Genomic DNA, 16,476 nt, shown 5'->3' on the forward strand with positions numbered 1-16,476 from the left:
ATTATCCTATGAATATCAATAACATATGCAAGAAAATTTTTGATCGTTTAGCAAATATCAATCCTACACCAAAGACAGAACTTATATACGATTCTAATTTTCAATTATTGATATCTGTAATGCTTTCAGCTCAATCTACAGATAAATCTGTTAATTCTGTAACAAAAATATTATTTTCTAGTTATGGAACAGCAGAGATAATGTTAAATCTCAAATTATTAGAAATGGAAAATCTTATAAGAAAAATAGGTCTTTACCACATGAAAGCTCGTAATATTTTAAAAACTTGCGATCTAATAGTTAATAAGTTTGGAAATAAAGTACCCGAATCTAGGGAAGAGCTAGAATCATTACCTGGTGTTGGAAGGAAAACGGCTAATGTCGTTCTGAATGTAGCATTTAATCAGCCAACTATAGCAGTTGATACGCACGTTTTTAGAGTAGCAAATAGAACTGGTATAGCAAAAGGTAAAAATCCACTTGATGTTGAAAAAAAACTTATTAAAAATATACCAAAAAAATATTTACACAATGCTCACCACTCACTAGTTCTATTTGGGAGATATATATGTACAAAACGTAATCCTAAATGCGATCAATGCACAATAAAAAATTTATGTGAATATTACAAAAAAATTTAATTTCTATCCTGTCTATATATTAAACTAGAAGCAATATGAAAAGAATTATATTTGATCTATTACCAATAACTCTATTTTTCTCAACATATATGTATACAAATAACATATATTTCGCTACGAAAGCTATTGTATTTACATGCATATTTCAATTGGCTTATATAAAATTTTTCCACGTTAAGATAAATAAAACAAATATAATGAGTAATCTCATTATAATACTACTTGGAGGCACTACAATTTTTCTTGAAAATGACCTGTTTATAAAAACTAAACCAACGATAGTTTACTGGATATTAGGACTAACAATATTTTTTTATAGAATAGCTCTAAATAGAAATATTGTATGTACTTCATTAAAAAATAAAATTAAACTTCCCAAAAAAATATGGGACTACATAAATAAACTCTGGATATGTTTTTTTATCATAATGGGTTGTATAAATATATTTATAGCCTTTTCCGGTTTTTTTAGCGAAAAAGAATGGGTATTATTTAAGATAATAGGGTCACCATTAGTGTTTATAGTATTTATTCTAATACAATTAATTATCTTCAAGAAACATATAAGTTATGATAATGAATAATATGAAATCAGATGAAATAATAAAAATCATAAAAGATAGAGTAGCTTGTATAGAACCAACTTATCTTGATATAAAAGATGATTCCCGACTACACGAAAATCACAATAGTGGGGCGGCAGGACACTATACTATAACAATAATATCAAAAAGGTTCATAAACCTTTCTATTATAGAACAACATAAGCTAGTATATAAATGCTTAAGAGATTTGATCCCCTTTCCTATTCATGCTCTTGCTATAAAAACTAAAATTTAAAAAACATAAAAGGATCTTAATGAAGAAATTAATACTAATGCTATTTATATTGACAACAACATCTGCATTTTCTAAAAATATAGCAACAGTCGATGGAATACCAATTACTCAAAATAGTATGGAGCAATTTATAGAATTACTTGTTGCTCAAGGAGCCAAAGAATCAGACCAGCTCAGAGAACAAGTTAAACAAGAATTGATAAATAGACAGATATTATTACGAGAGGCAGAAAAACTTGGTATTCATAAAAGGGAAGATACACAAACAGAAATAGATTTAGCCAAAAATAGTATTATAATTAGAACGCTCCTAAATGAATATATAAAGAAACATCCTATATCATCAACAAACATAAAAAATGAGTATGATAAATTAAAAAAAGAACAATCCACAAAAAAAGAATTTAGGTTAAGTCATATACTAGTAGACACAGAAAAATATGCTAATGAGTTGCTTAATATTATAAAAACAGATGCAAATAAATTTAATGACATAGCAAAAGCAAATTCTAAAGATGTTGCCAGTGCTGTGAATGGAGGTGATCTAGGATGGGGGTCATTAGAGAACTATGTAAAATCTTTCTCAGACTCTATTAAAGATATAAATGTTGGAGAGATTGTACAAAAACCAATCAAGACACAATTTGGGTGGCATATAATACAACTAAATGATGTAAGAGCGGTGGAATTCCCTGAGTTGGATCAAGTTAAACCACAAATAGAAGAAATATTGAAACAACAACTTATATTAGAATATCAGAGAGATTTACGTAGTAAATCAAAAATTGAAATGTAAGAAAATCAGAAACTATAGATCAATTAGCTTCATAAATGCTTTTTGATCTATTACTTTTATTCCATTATCTATCGCAAAATCTAACTTCTTGCCAGAACTCTCACCAGCAATTAAATAATGATTTTTTTTAGATATGTTGCTTGTAACTCTACCTCCATTATCCTCTATATGTTTTACAATATCTTCTCTAGAATAGTCTGGCAATCTACCTGTTATAGCAAATAATTTACCTTCTAATAGTTTTAGATTATTTGATTTGTAATATTCATCAGATAAAGGATAAACACCTATAGACTTTAAAGAATTTATTATGCCTATATTGTGTTCTTCAGAAAAAAACAACCTTATGGATTCAGCTGTCTTAGATCCAACATCCTTAACTGATAGCAAATCATCAATACTAGCCTGAATAATACTCTCAAGAGTATTAAAATTATTAGCTATATCAATAGCTGTTGCCTCGCCCACATGTCTTATTCCCATAGCAAATATGAAATTACTCAGACTAGGTTTACGTGCATTATTAATAGCTCTTAATAAATTAGTAGCTGATTTCTCAGCTACTAATTCTACCTTCATCAAATCAGAACATGATAATCTAAAAACATCAACCAAAGATTTTAAGTATCCCAAATCAACCAATTTGTCAATAAGTTTTTCTCCAAAACCAACTATATTAAATGCCTTGCGACTTAGAGCGTGCTTTAATCCTTGTTTTAATTGAGCGGAGCAATATAAACCACCAGTACAACGATACGCAATCTCATTATCAATGCGTTTAATTGAAGAACTACAAATAGGACAACTAACAACCATATGAAATGGTGTTGTATTAACAGGTCTCAAATCTATAATTGGATAAACAACTTCTGGTATCACATCACCAGCTCTTCTAATTACAACAAAATCTCCTATGCGTATATCTTTGCGTCTTATTTCGTGTTCATTGTGTAATGTAGCATTAGAAATAGTAACTCCACCAACAAAAATAGGCTTTAAACGAGCTACAGGAGTTATGACACCAGTTCTTCCTACCTGAACATCTATACCAATAATCTGTGTAACTGCCTCTTCTGCCAAAAACTTATGAGCCAGAGCAAACTTCGGAGCTCTGGATGAGTATCCAAGCATCTCTTGCCTATCCAAAGAATTTACTTTATAAACTACACCATCTATACCATATGGCAAAGAATCACGGTCATTAACTATTGAGTTATAATAGTCCAATATACCACTAATTCCTGATACAACCTTATGGTATCTTTTATTAACAGGCAATCCTAATGAAATAAACCAATCAAGTACTGAATCATGAGTTTTATACTGACATTTAAATAATTTATTAGGCGCAGATTGATCATCAATAATTTTGCCCCATCCATAAGCAAAAAATCTTAATTTACGCATAGAACTGACCTTTGAATCAAGATTTCTCAAGCTTCCAGCAGCAGCATTGCGAGGGTTTACAAAAACTCTTCCTCCATTTCTTATATTATAGTTGTTGAGATTTTCGAAATCCACATTGTACATTAGTACTTCTCCCCTTACATCCAATATCTTAGGAAAATCTCCAATTAATCTTAATGGAATAGATCTTATAACACGTATATTAGCAGTAACATCTTCACCAATATAACCATCACCACGGGTAGATCCATGAACTAAAATACCATTTTCGTATCTAAGGTTTATAGCAAGGCCATCTAGCTTCAAATCACAAAAATACTCAACATCATCTCTAAGATCAATTTTCTTAAGTAACGAGGAAATTACTCTTTTATTAAACAATTCAACATCTTCTGATGTAAATGCATTGGAAAGAGATAACATAGGTATTGAATGCTCAATTTTATTAAATGACTCAAGAGGAGTGGATCCTACCCTCTGTGTAGGAGAATATTCTGTTATTAAATTAGGGTACATGGATTCTAGATTTAATAACTCATTCATTAAGACATCGTACTCTGAATCACTTATAATGGGATTGTCATAGCAATAATAATGTACGTTGTGTTCCTCTATAGTCTTGCATAAATGTTCTATCTTGTTTTTTATTAACTTAGTACGCTCAAACATTATTTAAAAACTCTTCTAGCTCGATAACTTCCTGATGTAAAACCGCACTCATCTAATCTTTTGAATAATTTATTTAACTGCCTACTAATAAGTTCTATAGAATCATCATTTAGAATTAAACCATTATCATCAACTAATTTAGCATTTAATTCTTTTGCAATTTTACTTGACAAATCAAAGAAAGCATTCAAAGTATTTTCATCTTGGATAGAGCATGGAATATCCATGATAATATCTAAATTACACAAATTATCGTCTTCCTTGAGATACACTTTAATACGATCAGATTTTAATATATAAATATCATGAAATTTATTAAAGCCAATACTAGAAATAATTTCTGACAGTTTTTCTCTTGAGAAACAATGATCTGTCACTATTTTAAACTTTATTTGTGCATCTAGAAACGCACATAAATTATCTAGTTTTTTAGCCTTATTAATTACTATTTGTTTATCAGGAACTACGATCATAGCATTAAAATTATTAGCTAACTTTCTGGAAATACTTACTATTTTATGCCACTGTTCAGAATCTATAGGGCCATCGCGACTAGCTAATAAAACAAATATATGAATAGAGACATAGTAATCATTTTCATCTAGAATTTCACTTTTTTTACCAAAATTATTCTCAAGCATGATTCTTATGAAAGAATCGCTAATATTCTTAAATTCTTTTAAATGACACGACAAATCAATACCTTTGACGCTTGGTTTTAAATTCACCAAAATATCTACTTCTATAAGAGAGTCAAAATCATGGAAATCATAGTCAATACAATTATTGTATTTATAATTTTCTAGTGATGAGGAATCATTCTTTTCTAGCAATAAAGAAACCTTATTATAAAAAAAACTAGACTTTATTTTTTCTATTATATTAAGAATGTATTTAAAAAAATTATTACTCATCTTTGGATTTTATAATATTTAGTTAATAGGATAATATATTCTCATGGATTACAAATCAAATATATCATTAAAATATATGGAATATATAATGAAATGAAGTATCTGTTAAGCTTACAAGATAATTAATTAGGCAATATATATTAAATAACTATTTTTATATGAATTCAATAAAATAAGAGCTGCTACATATGGAATTCAAAATTATATTTATATATAAAATATTATTCAATACTAAAGAAGAGTTATGCTATAGGATATGATTGATTCATTTTTACTAAATAGCTTTTCAATTTTGCATACATTATTGTATTGGCAGATAAATTTACAAAAAATCATTGCTACTAACTATAAATTTCATTAAATTACCTGACTTTTTTATAATGATACGTTACTGTTCCTAGAGTAATGTTATAAATAACAATCACATTGTATTAATGTTTTATATGATATTTTCAGAGATATTCGAGAACAGCATTTTATTGTCGAATATTATAACCATGATAGAAAACATATAGTCCGATATAGTAGACAAACTATTTGCCTAACAAAGAGGCTATCAAACAAAGATCAGCCCAAGCTAATGACTTTTCTTCTGGCCTCCTTAACAGATAAGCTGGATGATAACTAACAACCACCGGTATACTAGACCCCTTCGATTTAAAGCCATGAATCTTACCTCGCAAACCTCTTATGCTGGAATCACTACAAAGAAGAGTATTGGCCGAAAATTTACCCAAAGCTAATATTGTCTTGGGATTTATTATGTCTATTTGCTCAATTAAATAAGGACGACAAGAAATTATCTCTTCTGGCCTAGGATTCCTATTTCCTGGGGGACGACATTTTACAATATTTGAAATAAATGCATTAGAACTTCTACTTATAAAAATAGAACTGAGCATTGAGTCTAACAACTTACCAGACTTTCCAACAAAAGGTTTACCCTCTATATCTTCATATTCACCAGGAGCTTCGCCTATTATCATACAATCAACATCTGATAAAACACCATCTCCAAATACTACATTTTTTCTATGACCAGATAGAAAACAATTTTTGCATCTTACAACTTTCTCTTTTAATATAGAAATATCATTACAAAATGTAGTTTTATAGGAAGAGTCTATATCCTTTTGTAAAACATTTATAGTATTAATATTGTTGTTATTGTTAAATCCATTACAGAGCGAATTGGCTATCTTATTTTCATGATTATTACTATTTAAAGAAAATGTTTTACTACTTTCATTATTTTTATCAATAAACTTAGAATAGATTAACCTATCTATACCAATTTCTTCTAAAAATAAGCATTGAAATCTATTTAAAGACATATGCTAGAAAATGATTTGTTATATTGTTTCATATGAATTCAGACATTTTTTCATGACTAAAGCATCATTACTTCTGCCATCTTTTGATAAATAATACCCTTTGCGATTTCCTATAATATAGAAACCATGTTTTTTATAAAAATTAATAGCAATTGTATTGGATTCCTCTACTTCTAATAAAATACTTTCTAGTGAATAATCATTGCAAATTTTGAAACATAATTTCAATAATTTTGATCCTAATCCCTTGCACCTAAAATCACTATCCACTCCAATTCTTAATAAATGAACAGCGTCTGGAGCCAACATAAATATACAAAAACCTAATATAATTCCTTGATTATTTCTAATAAGATAAGACTTATAACCACACTCTATCGAGTCTCTAAAATTACCTAAAGTCCAAGGGAATAGCTGTATCTTCTGTTCTAACTCTGATACCTTTTCAATATCACTATTAAGAATTTCTAATGGTTCTAAATAATCAAAAACTCCCACCTTTGGATTCCCTCCCTTACCTTGTGATGTTTCTAGGGATGTAAAGGCTATCTTATTTCTAACATACAAAGGACTAACAATATCAGCTGATAGAATTCTATTTCTTAAAAAATCACTCTTTGCTATATATGCAACATCTTTCACCATTGGGTAGCATGCTTCAGAACTAACCCATCCATCTGGAACCTCCAGGTAAGAATATACTTTCCATGCATCACCAGCTAAAAAATAATCAGCTTCATCAATATTAACTTTCCATTCAACAGTATTGCAATATATCCAATCTATTAAACTATCAGCAGATATAAGTATAGGTGATTGCAATTCAACACAAGAAACCTCATTACAGGATTTTTTAAACAAATAGGCTGAAACATACAATTCCTTCATACGAGCATCTGTAGCAGCTATAACTACTCTATTATTTAGAATATTATCATTTAGATGATTAGCTAACGCATAAGAAGATCCAACTGATATTACTGGAATGTTTAGTGATAAACCTATACCTTTAGCTTGACTACAAGCAATTCTTAAACCAGTAAATTTTCCCGGACCTGATCCAAATGCAACAACATTTAAATCACGTGGCTCAAGATGGTATTTAGATAATAAAAAACTAGACTTAACCATAAGAAGTTCAGAATATAGCTTTGAGTCCTCAAACTCAAAACACGAATACTCAAGAACACTTCCTGCTCTATTAAATATTAATAAGGCTATTCCTGAGTAACAAGATGATGTCTCAAAAGCTAATAAATTGATATTTTCTTTATACATACAACAAAAGTTATGATAATGTAAATACTAGAATCAGATTATAATAATTAATCAAAAAATATTTATTTCAATAATATGTATATAATAAAGCAATTAGTCTTTAAAATATACTTGTTGTTACCTTTATTGAAGATTGCTACTATTCAAATAGTACATTAGCATCACATCAACCAGCAGTATATTTAATTTCAAAATAATTACTCAAAATAAGGACTTGATATGAAAACAGTTGGAGAAAAGTTGGAATCTTTTCGAGTTACGGGAGTGAAACCAGGATTCAATAATCATGAGGAAAATGGGGTTTCTGCATTTGAAGAAATTACAGAAAGCTCTTTCCCTGGTAAATGGAAGGTGATTTACTTTTATCCAAAAGATTTTACTTTTGTATGCCCTACAGAAATTGTCGGTTTTGATAAACTATCAGGCGAATTTGAAAACAGAGAATCAGTACTTATGGGCGGATCTGTAGATAATGAATTTGTTAAGCTTGCATGGCGCAGAGAACATCCTGGATTAAGCAAACTAAAACACTATCAGTTCGGTGATACATCTGGTTCTTTAATTGACCAACTTGGAATTCGTGATGAAAATGAAGGAGTAGCCCTAAGAGCGACTTTTATAATAGATCCTGATAACGTTATACAACATGTTTCTGTAAATAATCTTAGTGTTGGAAGAAATCCAGAAGAGATTCTTAGATTATTAGACAGTTTCCAAACTGGTGGTCTGTGTCCATGTAACCGTGAAATCAATGGTGAAACATTATAAATTTCTAAGCTATAATGATATATTATTAACGATCATTTTATAATCATAGACCTCCTTGGTTCTTTAACGTGAAATGTTAAAGCTGGCAATGTATGTTTAGGTATACTACACATACATTGCCAGCTTTACTAGTAGTTAATTTATCTAATAAAAATAAAATCCTTATCTGCTAAAAGAACAATTGCATTAGCGGATATCCCTTCTCCTCTGCCTATGTGTCCTAAATTTTCATTGCTCTTGGCTTTTATATTTATAAATTTAGGATCTACTCGCAAGTCTTCTGATATATTAGATATCATAGAATCTACATAAGGTGCCATTTTGGGAGATTGTGCGTGTATTGTTGTATCTAGGTTTATAATCCTTAACCTCTTAAAGTCTATTTTATCAGCAGTTTTTCTTAAAATTACTCTGCTATCTATATCTTTATATTCAATACTATCATCCGGGAAATTTCTACCTATATCACCTAATCTGGATGCTCCTAACAATGCATCTATTATCGCATGTATTAGAACATCAGCATCGGAATGACCTATTAGGCCATGACTGTAAGGAATATTAACACCTCCTATTTTTAACTGATAACCAATCATTAGCCTATGTATATCAAATCCTTGCCCTACATAAAAAGGAAAGTTCATATTAATTTTTCCATAATTTCAAAATCTTCTGGCCAAGTAACCTTCATGTTATATATTGATCCTCTGATCATAATTGGAGATAGCCCAATCAATTCTAATGCAGATGATTCATCCGTTGTAAATAAACCACTATCTGAAGCTATATTCAAAGCCTTGCATAATAAAGAAACTCTAAACATCTGTGGAGTTTGTGCTAACCATAAACCATTTCTATCTATTGTATGATCAACTTTATGTCCTATCCCTCTCTTTATGGTATTTGATGCAGGTATAGCTAACAACCCTCCTACAACATTACTTGATAGGCACTTATCTATGAGAAATTTTAAACATGAAATAGGCAAACCAGGACGTGCAGCATCGTGGATTATGACCCAATCGTTATCAAAAACATCTATACTATTAATCGTGTTCCTAACAGTCTCAAAACGAGTAGACCCTCCATATTTCCTTATTGTAACTTTTGACATGCCTGATAATATATATTCTGCCCAAGTATCTTGTGGTGAAACAGATACTATTACATGCTTAATCCTAGAATCCGCCAACAGTGACATAATGCTATGAATTAGCATTGGTTTGCCAGCAATATTTCGATATTGTTTAGGTATCTCATGATCTGAATCTTTACATGCTCTAGATCCTGTTCCTGCTGACGGAATAATAGCTATTAAAGAATTTTTCATTTTGTTTTAATCCATAATAAGACGCCATACTATATGAATTTTACAGACAAATCTTATATATCTAATATAACTAAAAACTTGTTGCAAATGCTAAAAAAAGGCAGTAAGTATTTTTATGAAAGACCATTTGGATCTGGAACACCTATGTTAATAGCTAATATGGCTATTAACAGTAAAAAACTAATTACGGTATTCACAAGCAATTCTTTAGAAGCAAAACAAATATCATCTGATATAAAAGTATTTTCACCAGGTTTGCGTGTAGCCACAATGCCAGATTGGGAGATATTGCCTTATGATGAATTTTCTCCAAGCAATAGAATAATCTCAGAGAGGATAAAAATCCTACATGAATTATTAAATAAAAATATTGATGTATTAACAATATCTATTACAACAGCTATGCATAATATTTCCCCACCAGAGTTCATAGCAGCATATAGTTTTTATTTCAATAAAAGTGATGTAATAAATGAAAACAATCTTAAAAAACAATTGGAAATAGCTAACTATAAGCATGTAACTCAGGTTAGAAACTTTGCAGAATTTTGCACAAGAGGAAATATTATTGATATCTTCCCTATGGGATCTATAACTCCATATAGAATAGATCTGTATGACGACACTATAGAGTCGATAAGATTATTTGATCCTGAGACACAGTGCAGTACTGGATTTATTGAAAAGATAGAAGTATTACCAGGAAAAGAATTTCCATTAGATGACCAAGCAAGAAAAATATTTAGGACTAAATTTAGAGAATATTTTGAAGGAGATCCATCAAAATATTCAATATATAAAGAAGTTGGAAAAGGATGTTATTTCCAAGGTATGGAATACTATCTCCCATTTTTTTTTGAAAACACAGCTACTATATTTGAATATCTATCAAGTGATAGCATATGCATAATCACAAATAATATAGATAATATTATAGATATATACCATTCAGATATAAATGAACGATATAACTTTTTAAAACATGATATAGAAAGGCCTATAATATCTCCAGATAATCTTTTTTTAACTAAAGAATCATTCAATAAAAAAGCTAAAAATTTTAAACAATTATCATTTAAAACATTGAAAAATGATTATTTTACAGAAATAGAAAGCCTAAATAATGCTAATCTAAAATCAAACTGGCTAGAAGAAATAATTAAAATTATCAATTTGAATAGTGAATGTAAAATACTTATATTTATAAATTCAGAAAAAAGAATAGATTTATTACAAAATAGAATTAACTCAGATACTAAATTTAAAGCAAGTTACCCATCTTCTATACAAGAATTCATTAATAATAATGAAAGATGTGGATTAATACTTGCACAAATAAGCACAAGTTTTAGATTCTCACCTAACAATCTTCTTGTAATTGCCGAAAATAGCATTTTAAATACTGAAAATCATAATAATCATATAATAAAACGAGATAACAAAAAATCACGTAACATAGATGCTATAGTAAACGATATTTCAGAAATTAGCATAGGAGACCCTATCGTACATAATCAACATGGAATAGGAAGATATAATGGCTTAGTACATATGCAAGCTAATGGAACTGAGATGGAGCTCTTACAAATAGAATACGCTAATAAAGCTTCTTTATATGTACCTATATCTCATATGCATGTTGTTTCAAGATATATAGGAACTGATGTGGAATCAGCACCATTAAATCAGCTAGGATCTGATCAATGGGAAAAAAAATGCAAAAAAGCTGCAAAACAGATTCATGATACAGCTACAGAACTACTGAATTTATATGCTCAACGCAATAATAATAAATATGGATTTAGTTTTAAAGTGCAAAAGGAAGAATATAGAAAATTCTCAGATGAATTTGGTTTTGAGGAAACCATAGATCAAATAAATGCTATTAACGATGTTATAAATGACATGGTATCTGAAAAATCAATGGATAGACTAATCTGTGGAGATGTGGGTTTTGGAAAAACAGAGATTGCACTAAGGGCGGCTTTTATAGCAGTATCTAATAACAAGCAAGTTTCTATTTTATGTCCGACAACTTTGCTATCGGAGCAACATACTCAGACATTTATAAATAGATTTGAGAATTGGCCTGTACGCATAGCAGAATTATCTAGATTCAAAACAAAAAAAGAGATTCTTCAGAATATTCATGATATAAATAATGGCAATATAGACATAGTTATAGGAACACATAAAGTTTTATCTAAAGATGTAAAATTTAAAAATCTAGGACTAGTTATAATAGATGAAGAGCATCGTTTTGGTGTGCGGCAAAAAGAACTGCTAAAAAAAACAAGACCACATGTTGACGTACTAACATTAAGCGCAACTCCTATTCCAAGAACATTAGGAATGTCCCTAGAAGGAATCAGAGACTTTTCTATAATAGCGACAGCCCCCAAAAAAAGACTATCTATAAAAACATTTATAAGGAAATATAATAAAAATGTTATAAGAGAAGCTATAACACGAGAACTTAGACGAAGTGGTCAGGTATATTTTTTATGTAATGAAGTAAGTACTATTGAAAATAAAAAACAATCATTAGAAACTATAATACCTGAAGCAAAGATTGCAATTGCTCATGGTCAACTGCACGAGAGAGATCTTGAAAGTGTAATGAAGGCATTCTATAAAGGTTACTATGATATTTTATTATGTACAACAATTATAGAAACAGGTATAGATATTCCAAATGCTAATACTATAATCATTGATCATGCAGACAATTTTGGTTTAGCTCAATTACATCAACTTAGAGGAAGAGTTGGTAGGTCCTATCATCAAGCTTATGCCTACTTACTAACCCAAGATGAAGAAACAATAACTAGTCAAGCAAAAAAAAGATTAGAGGCAATACAAAAAATGGAGGAATTAGGATCAGGATTTTACCTGGCCATGCATGACTTAGAAATAAGAGGAGCAGGAGAAATTTTAGGAGAGTCTCAATCTGGTAATAATATACATGAGATTGGTTATTCTATGTATAACGAAATACTAAAAAGCGCCATTGAATCTATAAAAAATGGAAAAGATTATGATCTTGTTAATAAAAACTTACAATACTGTGAAGTAAATATACATGAAGCAGCACTATTGCCAGATAGATATTGTTCTGATATCCCATCAAGATTAGAAATTTATAAACGATTGTCTCACACTTGTGATATAGATGATCTAACTATCATCAAGAATGAACTAATAGATAGATTTGGGAAACTACCTATACAAACAGAAAATTTAATTCTAATTCATAAAATTAGAATTAATGCTCAATCTTCTTATATAAATGAAATTGATATGTCTGACAAAAAAATAACAATTAAATTTCATGAAAAATCTAATATAAATCCGGCCAAATTGATAGAAATATATAAAAATTCAAAAATACTTAAATTTCAACCAGATAACAAAGTATTTATAAATTTATCCATACCAAATATAAAAGAGAGATCAAATGAAGTATTAAAAATAATTAAATTTCTGAAATAGCAAAATATAATATTTATTGCCCAAAAGAATTATTTACAACCTCTATACAAAAATCTAAAAGAGAATCAGGGAATATGCTTAGAAAAAGTATCAATAATAAATTTAACGATAATAAATACAAAGAAAAATCACTAATATTCTCCATCTTTGCTAAATAATGACAATTATCTTTAGAATAATTAAAGTATGATATTTTTATCACTCTTAAATAATAAAAAGCCCCGATTAATGAAAAAAGTACAGCTATGACTGATATAAAAACATATCCTGAATTTATCAAAGTTTTAAATATAACGAGTTTGGCATAAAACCCTATAAATGGAGGAAGACCTGCTAATGAGAACATAGATACTAATATTATAAAAGCTAATAAAGAGTTATATTTCTTTAATCCTATTAAATCATCTATATATACGCATTCCTTACCTTTAGATAATAGTAGAATAGAACCAAAAATAGCCATCGTATTTACTAGATATATTATAATATAGTACATTGATGAAGAATATGTAATGCTATTAGAGCTACAATGATCTTGACTAACTAAACCTAAAAGAACAAACCCCATATGAGATATGGCTGAATATGCTAACATTCTTTTCAAATCTTTCTGCATAATAGCTGTAATATTACCTATACACAAAGATAGCAATGAAAAAGAAATTAACAAAATATTCCAATTTAAGTTACTAAAATATCCAAAAGAACTAACAAATAGACGAACTATAACAGCAAAAATAGCTAACTTAGGGACAGTACCAAGGAACAATGTAACTACTGTAGGTGAGCCTTGATAAACATCTGGAAGCCACATGTGAAATGGAACTATACCAAATTTAAATATTAACCCAGATATCAAGAGCATAAATCCTAATGTTATAACTCTAACATCTACAATGTTGTTTACATACATGTCAGACACAACTGGGAAATCTAATGAGTTTGTAACTCCATATATTATGGATACTCCATATAAAAATATTCCAGAAGCTACTGACCCTAAAACAAAATACTTAATAGAAGCCTCAATGTTAGTCAAAACATTTCTACGTATAGCTATCATCGCATATAATGGCAGAGACATTAACTCTATACCAAGATAGAGAGACATGAGATTACCAGAAGAAATCATAACCATCTGACCAAGTAGAGACAATAACAATAACACGTAAAATTCACCACCATTACCTATCATATTAAATTCTCTTACGTAAGATTTACTATAGATAAGCATAAAAAATATAGTCAAATAGGAGATAATTTTTAAAGAATGGGAGAAATAATCAACAATTAACGAAGAACCAAAAATAGTTCCATATATATTAAATTTAATTTGAAAAAAAGATTCTATAGTTAGAATAATAAGAGTTAATAAACTTATTAGTAAAGTTAAAAACCTATTTTTATCAACACTAAAAATATCAATAACAAGAATAATCAAACTTAAAAAAAGTAATGTTATTTCTGGTACTATTAAAAAAAAATTAGTATCTTGCATATATTTTTATCTATCTAAAGTTTTGTAACTGATAAATGCTCTAACAAACACTTAGCCGGCAAGTTAATAACATCTGTAAATGGCTTGGGGTATATGCCCATAAATATGATTGCCAGGGCAAGTATACTAGAAATTAAGAACTCTCTTTTATCCAGATCAACAAAACTATTAATATCATGCTTAACTTTAAGCCTGCCAAATGCAATACGCTTCAGCATCCATAAAGAATAGGAAGCACTCAAAATTAGGGAAGTTGCAGCTAAAATAGCTACTGGGAAACTATACTCTACACTACCCATTATTACCAGAAATTCGCCTACAAAACCACTAGTAGCTGGTAACCCACAATTAGCCATAGAGAAAAATACAAAAAATGTTACAAATCTAGGCATAACACTAACTAAACCATTATAGTCAGATATAATCCTAGAATGAGCTCTGTCATATAAGACTCCTATAGAAAAAAACATAGCAGCTGATATAAAACCATGTGATATCATTTGTACAATTGCGCCTTCTATACCTACTACATTAAACACAAACATACCTAAAGTAACAAAGCCCATATGAGCTATTGACGAATAAGCTACAAGCTTCTTCATGTCCTCTTGAACTATAGCAATAAATCCTATATAAATAATAGCAATCAAGGATAGAACAATCATCATGCTTGATAAGCTAGCAGAAGCATCTGGCAAAATTGGCAATGATAAGCGCAAAAAACCATAAGCTCCCAGTTTTAGCATAATAGCAGCAAGGATTATAGATCCGCCAGTAGGAGCTTCTACGTGCGCATCAGGCAACCAAGTATGAAAAGGCCACATTGGTATTTTAACAGCAAAAGCTGCCATGAAAGCTATGAATATTAAAATCTGCTGTACATAACTAATTTTTATTTTATGCCAAGTCAAGATCTCAAAAGATCCTGATATCTCATACATATAAATAAAAGCTATAAACATCAATAATGAACCTAAGAGCGTATAAAGAAAGAACTTAAAAGCAGCATAAAAACGATTAGGCCCTCCCCATATACCTATTATTATATACATAGGAATAAGAGTAGCTTCAAAGAAAACATAGAATAGAATAGCATCTAAAGAAACAAAAACACCATTCATCAGACCCGATAATATTAAAAAAGCTGCCATATATTCAGAAACTCTATTTTCTATAGATTTCCAAGCAGCTAATACTACAATAATAGTAATAAAAGAAGTTAAAAGTAAAAACAATAAAGATATACCATCAATACCAATATGGTAATTTATATTAAGATTACCTATCCATTTATAATTTTCCTCAAACTGAATTGAATTATTGCTTTGATTAAAGAAATTATAGATATAACAAACTATCAAGAAACTAACTACAGCTGCTATCAAAGAAATAACCTTAATAAAATAAGACTTCCTATCATTACCAAAGATTAAGATTGAAAGGCCAAAGAATATAGGCAAAAATACTGCTAAACTAAGAGACGAATTATATATATATGTGGACATTGTC

At 29.4% G+C, this 16,476-nt stretch carries 14 protein-coding genes; 6 read left to right on the plus strand and 8 right to left on the minus strand.

Going from position 1 to position 16,476, the window contains the following annotated elements; translation table 11 throughout:
- The first annotated feature begins 8 nt into the window (after nt 1–8).
- From nth to CKBE_RS03215, 4 genes are read left to right on the plus strand one after another with little or no spacing between them, the layout of a single operon-like run.
- The gene (gene nth / locus CKBE_RS03200) at nt 9–641 is read left to right on the plus strand and encodes an endonuclease III (RefSeq protein ID WP_015238152.1); all 633 of its coding nucleotides are present in this window, start codon (nt 9–11) and stop codon (nt 639–641) included.
- Nucleotides 642–676: 35 nt separating this feature from the next.
- Nucleotides 677–1,225 carry an inner membrane-spanning protein YciB gene (locus CKBE_RS03205; RefSeq protein WP_015238153.1) on the plus strand — a complete coding sequence of 183 codons (549 nt, stop codon included), beginning with the start codon at nt 677–679 and terminating at the stop codon, nt 1,223–1,225.
- Entirely contained in the window at nt 1,218–1,481 is a 264-nt protein-coding gene (locus tag CKBE_RS03210; protein WP_015238154.1) for a BolA family protein, read from the plus strand. The genes CKBE_RS03205 and CKBE_RS03210 overlap by 8 nt, the downstream gene beginning before the upstream one ends.
- Before the next feature lie 13 nt (nt 1,482–1,494).
- Complete coding sequence (locus CKBE_RS03215; RefSeq protein WP_225968688.1) at nt 1,495–2,277, plus strand: peptidylprolyl isomerase; 783 nt, start codon at nt 1,495–1,497, stop codon at nt 2,275–2,277.
- Nucleotides 2,278–2,289: 12 nt separating this feature from the next.
- Here the strand turns inward: CKBE_RS03215 and ligA are convergent, their stop codons facing one another.
- The 4 genes from ligA to CKBE_RS03235 form a co-directional block, all read right to left on the minus strand.
- Nucleotides 2,290–4,353 carry an NAD-dependent DNA ligase LigA gene (gene ligA / locus CKBE_RS03220; protein ID WP_015390044.1) on the minus strand — a complete coding sequence of 688 codons (2,064 nt, stop codon included), beginning with the start codon at nt 4,351–4,353 and terminating at the stop codon, nt 2,290–2,292.
- Nucleotides 4,353–5,267 carry a cell division protein ZipA C-terminal FtsZ-binding domain-containing protein gene (locus CKBE_RS03225; protein WP_015238157.1) on the minus strand — a complete coding sequence of 305 codons (915 nt, stop codon included), beginning with the start codon at nt 5,265–5,267 and terminating at the stop codon, nt 4,353–4,355. Before CKBE_RS03225 ends, ligA begins: the two co-directional genes overlap by 1 nt.
- A 533-nt stretch (nt 5,268–5,800) precedes the next feature.
- Nucleotides 5,801–6,601: a uracil-DNA glycosylase gene (locus CKBE_RS03230; RefSeq protein ID WP_015238158.1), complete on the minus strand. Its 801-nt coding sequence runs from the start codon at nt 6,599–6,601 to the stop codon at nt 5,801–5,803.
- Between the two features lie 18 nt (nt 6,602–6,619).
- Nucleotides 6,620–7,879 (minus strand): bifunctional tRNA (adenosine(37)-N6)-threonylcarbamoyltransferase complex dimerization subunit type 1 TsaB/ribosomal protein alanine acetyltransferase RimI, encoded by a 1,260-nt coding sequence (locus tag CKBE_RS03235; protein WP_015238159.1) that lies wholly within the window; start codon nt 7,877–7,879, stop codon nt 6,620–6,622.
- A gap of 219 nt (nt 7,880–8,098) precedes the next feature.
- On the opposite strand from CKBE_RS03235, the gene CKBE_RS03240 reads away from it, so the two are divergent.
- Nucleotides 8,099–8,647 (plus strand): peroxiredoxin, encoded by a 549-nt coding sequence (locus CKBE_RS03240; protein WP_015238160.1) that lies wholly within the window; start codon nt 8,099–8,101, stop codon nt 8,645–8,647.
- Nucleotides 8,648–8,787: 140 nt separating this feature from the next.
- Here CKBE_RS03240 and ispF read toward each other — a convergent pair whose 3' ends face one another.
- Nucleotides 8,788–9,291: a 2-C-methyl-D-erythritol 2,4-cyclodiphosphate synthase gene (gene ispF, locus CKBE_RS03245; RefSeq protein WP_015238161.1), complete on the minus strand. Its 504-nt coding sequence runs from the start codon at nt 9,289–9,291 to the stop codon at nt 8,788–8,790.
- On the minus strand, nt 9,288–9,977 hold the full coding sequence (ispD, locus tag CKBE_RS03250) for a 2-C-methyl-D-erythritol 4-phosphate cytidylyltransferase (RefSeq protein WP_015238162.1): 690 nt from the start codon (nt 9,975–9,977) through the stop codon (nt 9,288–9,290). Before ispD ends, ispF begins: the two co-directional genes overlap by 4 nt.
- A 33-nt stretch (nt 9,978–10,010) precedes the next feature.
- On the opposite strand from ispD, the gene mfd reads away from it, so the two are divergent.
- The gene (mfd, locus tag CKBE_RS03255; protein WP_015238163.1) at nt 10,011–13,469 is read left to right on the plus strand and encodes a transcription-repair coupling factor; all 3,459 of its coding nucleotides are present in this window, start codon (nt 10,011–10,013) and stop codon (nt 13,467–13,469) included.
- Nucleotides 13,470–13,482: 13 nt separating this feature from the next.
- On the opposite strand, the gene CKBE_RS03260 is transcribed toward mfd, so the two are convergent.
- Nucleotides 13,483–14,967, minus strand: a complete 1,485-nt coding sequence (locus tag CKBE_RS03260) for an NADH-quinone oxidoreductase subunit N (RefSeq protein WP_015238164.1) — start codon at nt 14,965–14,967, stop codon at nt 13,483–13,485.
- A 14-nt stretch (nt 14,968–14,981) separates the two neighbouring features.
- The gene (locus CKBE_RS03265) at nt 14,982–16,472 is read right to left on the minus strand and encodes an NADH-quinone oxidoreductase subunit M (protein WP_015390045.1); all 1,491 of its coding nucleotides are present in this window, start codon (nt 16,470–16,472) and stop codon (nt 14,982–14,984) included.
- Nucleotides 16,473–16,476 lie beyond the last annotated feature (4 nt).

The sequence above is a fragment of the Candidatus Kinetoplastibacterium blastocrithidii (ex Strigomonas culicis) genome, assembly GCF_000319245.1.
Taxonomy (GTDB): Bacteria; Pseudomonadota; Gammaproteobacteria; order Burkholderiales; family Burkholderiaceae_B; genus Kinetoplastidibacterium; species Kinetoplastidibacterium blastocrithidiae.

What these genes read in the sequence shown, in the direction of transcription:
- CKBE_RS03265 (WP_015390045.1), bottom strand. Translation starts at nt 16,472, where the DNA reads ATGTCCACATATATATATAATTCGTCTCTTAGTTTAGCAGTATTTTTG.
- CKBE_RS03260 (WP_015238164.1), bottom strand. Translation starts at nt 14,967, where the DNA reads ATGCAAGATACTAATTTTTTTTTAATAGTACCAGAAATAACATTACTT.
- CKBE_RS03230 (WP_015238158.1), bottom strand. Translation starts at nt 6,601, where the DNA reads ATGTCTTTAAATAGATTTCAATGCTTATTTTTAGAAGAAATTGGTATA.
- CKBE_RS03235 (WP_015238159.1), bottom strand. Translation starts at nt 7,879, where the DNA reads ATGTATAAAGAAAATATCAATTTATTAGCTTTTGAGACATCATCTTGT.
- CKBE_RS03240 (WP_015238160.1), top strand. Translation starts at nt 8,099, where the DNA reads ATGAAAACAGTTGGAGAAAAGTTGGAATCTTTTCGAGTTACGGGAGTG.
- CKBE_RS03205 (WP_015238153.1), top strand. Translation starts at nt 677, where the DNA reads ATGAAAAGAATTATATTTGATCTATTACCAATAACTCTATTTTTCTCA.
- ligA (WP_015390044.1), bottom strand. Translation starts at nt 4,353, where the DNA reads ATGTTTGAGCGTACTAAGTTAATAAAAAACAAGATAGAACATTTATGC.
- CKBE_RS03210 (WP_015238154.1), top strand. Translation starts at nt 1,218, where the DNA reads ATGAATAATATGAAATCAGATGAAATAATAAAAATCATAAAAGATAGA.
- ispF (WP_015238161.1), bottom strand. Translation starts at nt 9,291, where the DNA reads ATGAACTTTCCTTTTTATGTAGGGCAAGGATTTGATATACATAGGCTA.
- mfd (WP_015238163.1), top strand. Translation starts at nt 10,011, where the DNA reads ATGAATTTTACAGACAAATCTTATATATCTAATATAACTAAAAACTTG.
- CKBE_RS03225 (WP_015238157.1), bottom strand. Translation starts at nt 5,267, where the DNA reads ATGAGTAATAATTTTTTTAAATACATTCTTAATATAATAGAAAAAATA.
- nth (WP_015238152.1), top strand. Translation starts at nt 9, where the DNA reads ATGAATATCAATAACATATGCAAGAAAATTTTTGATCGTTTAGCAAAT.
- ispD (WP_015238162.1), bottom strand. Translation starts at nt 9,977, where the DNA reads ATGAAAAATTCTTTAATAGCTATTATTCCGTCAGCAGGAACAGGATCT.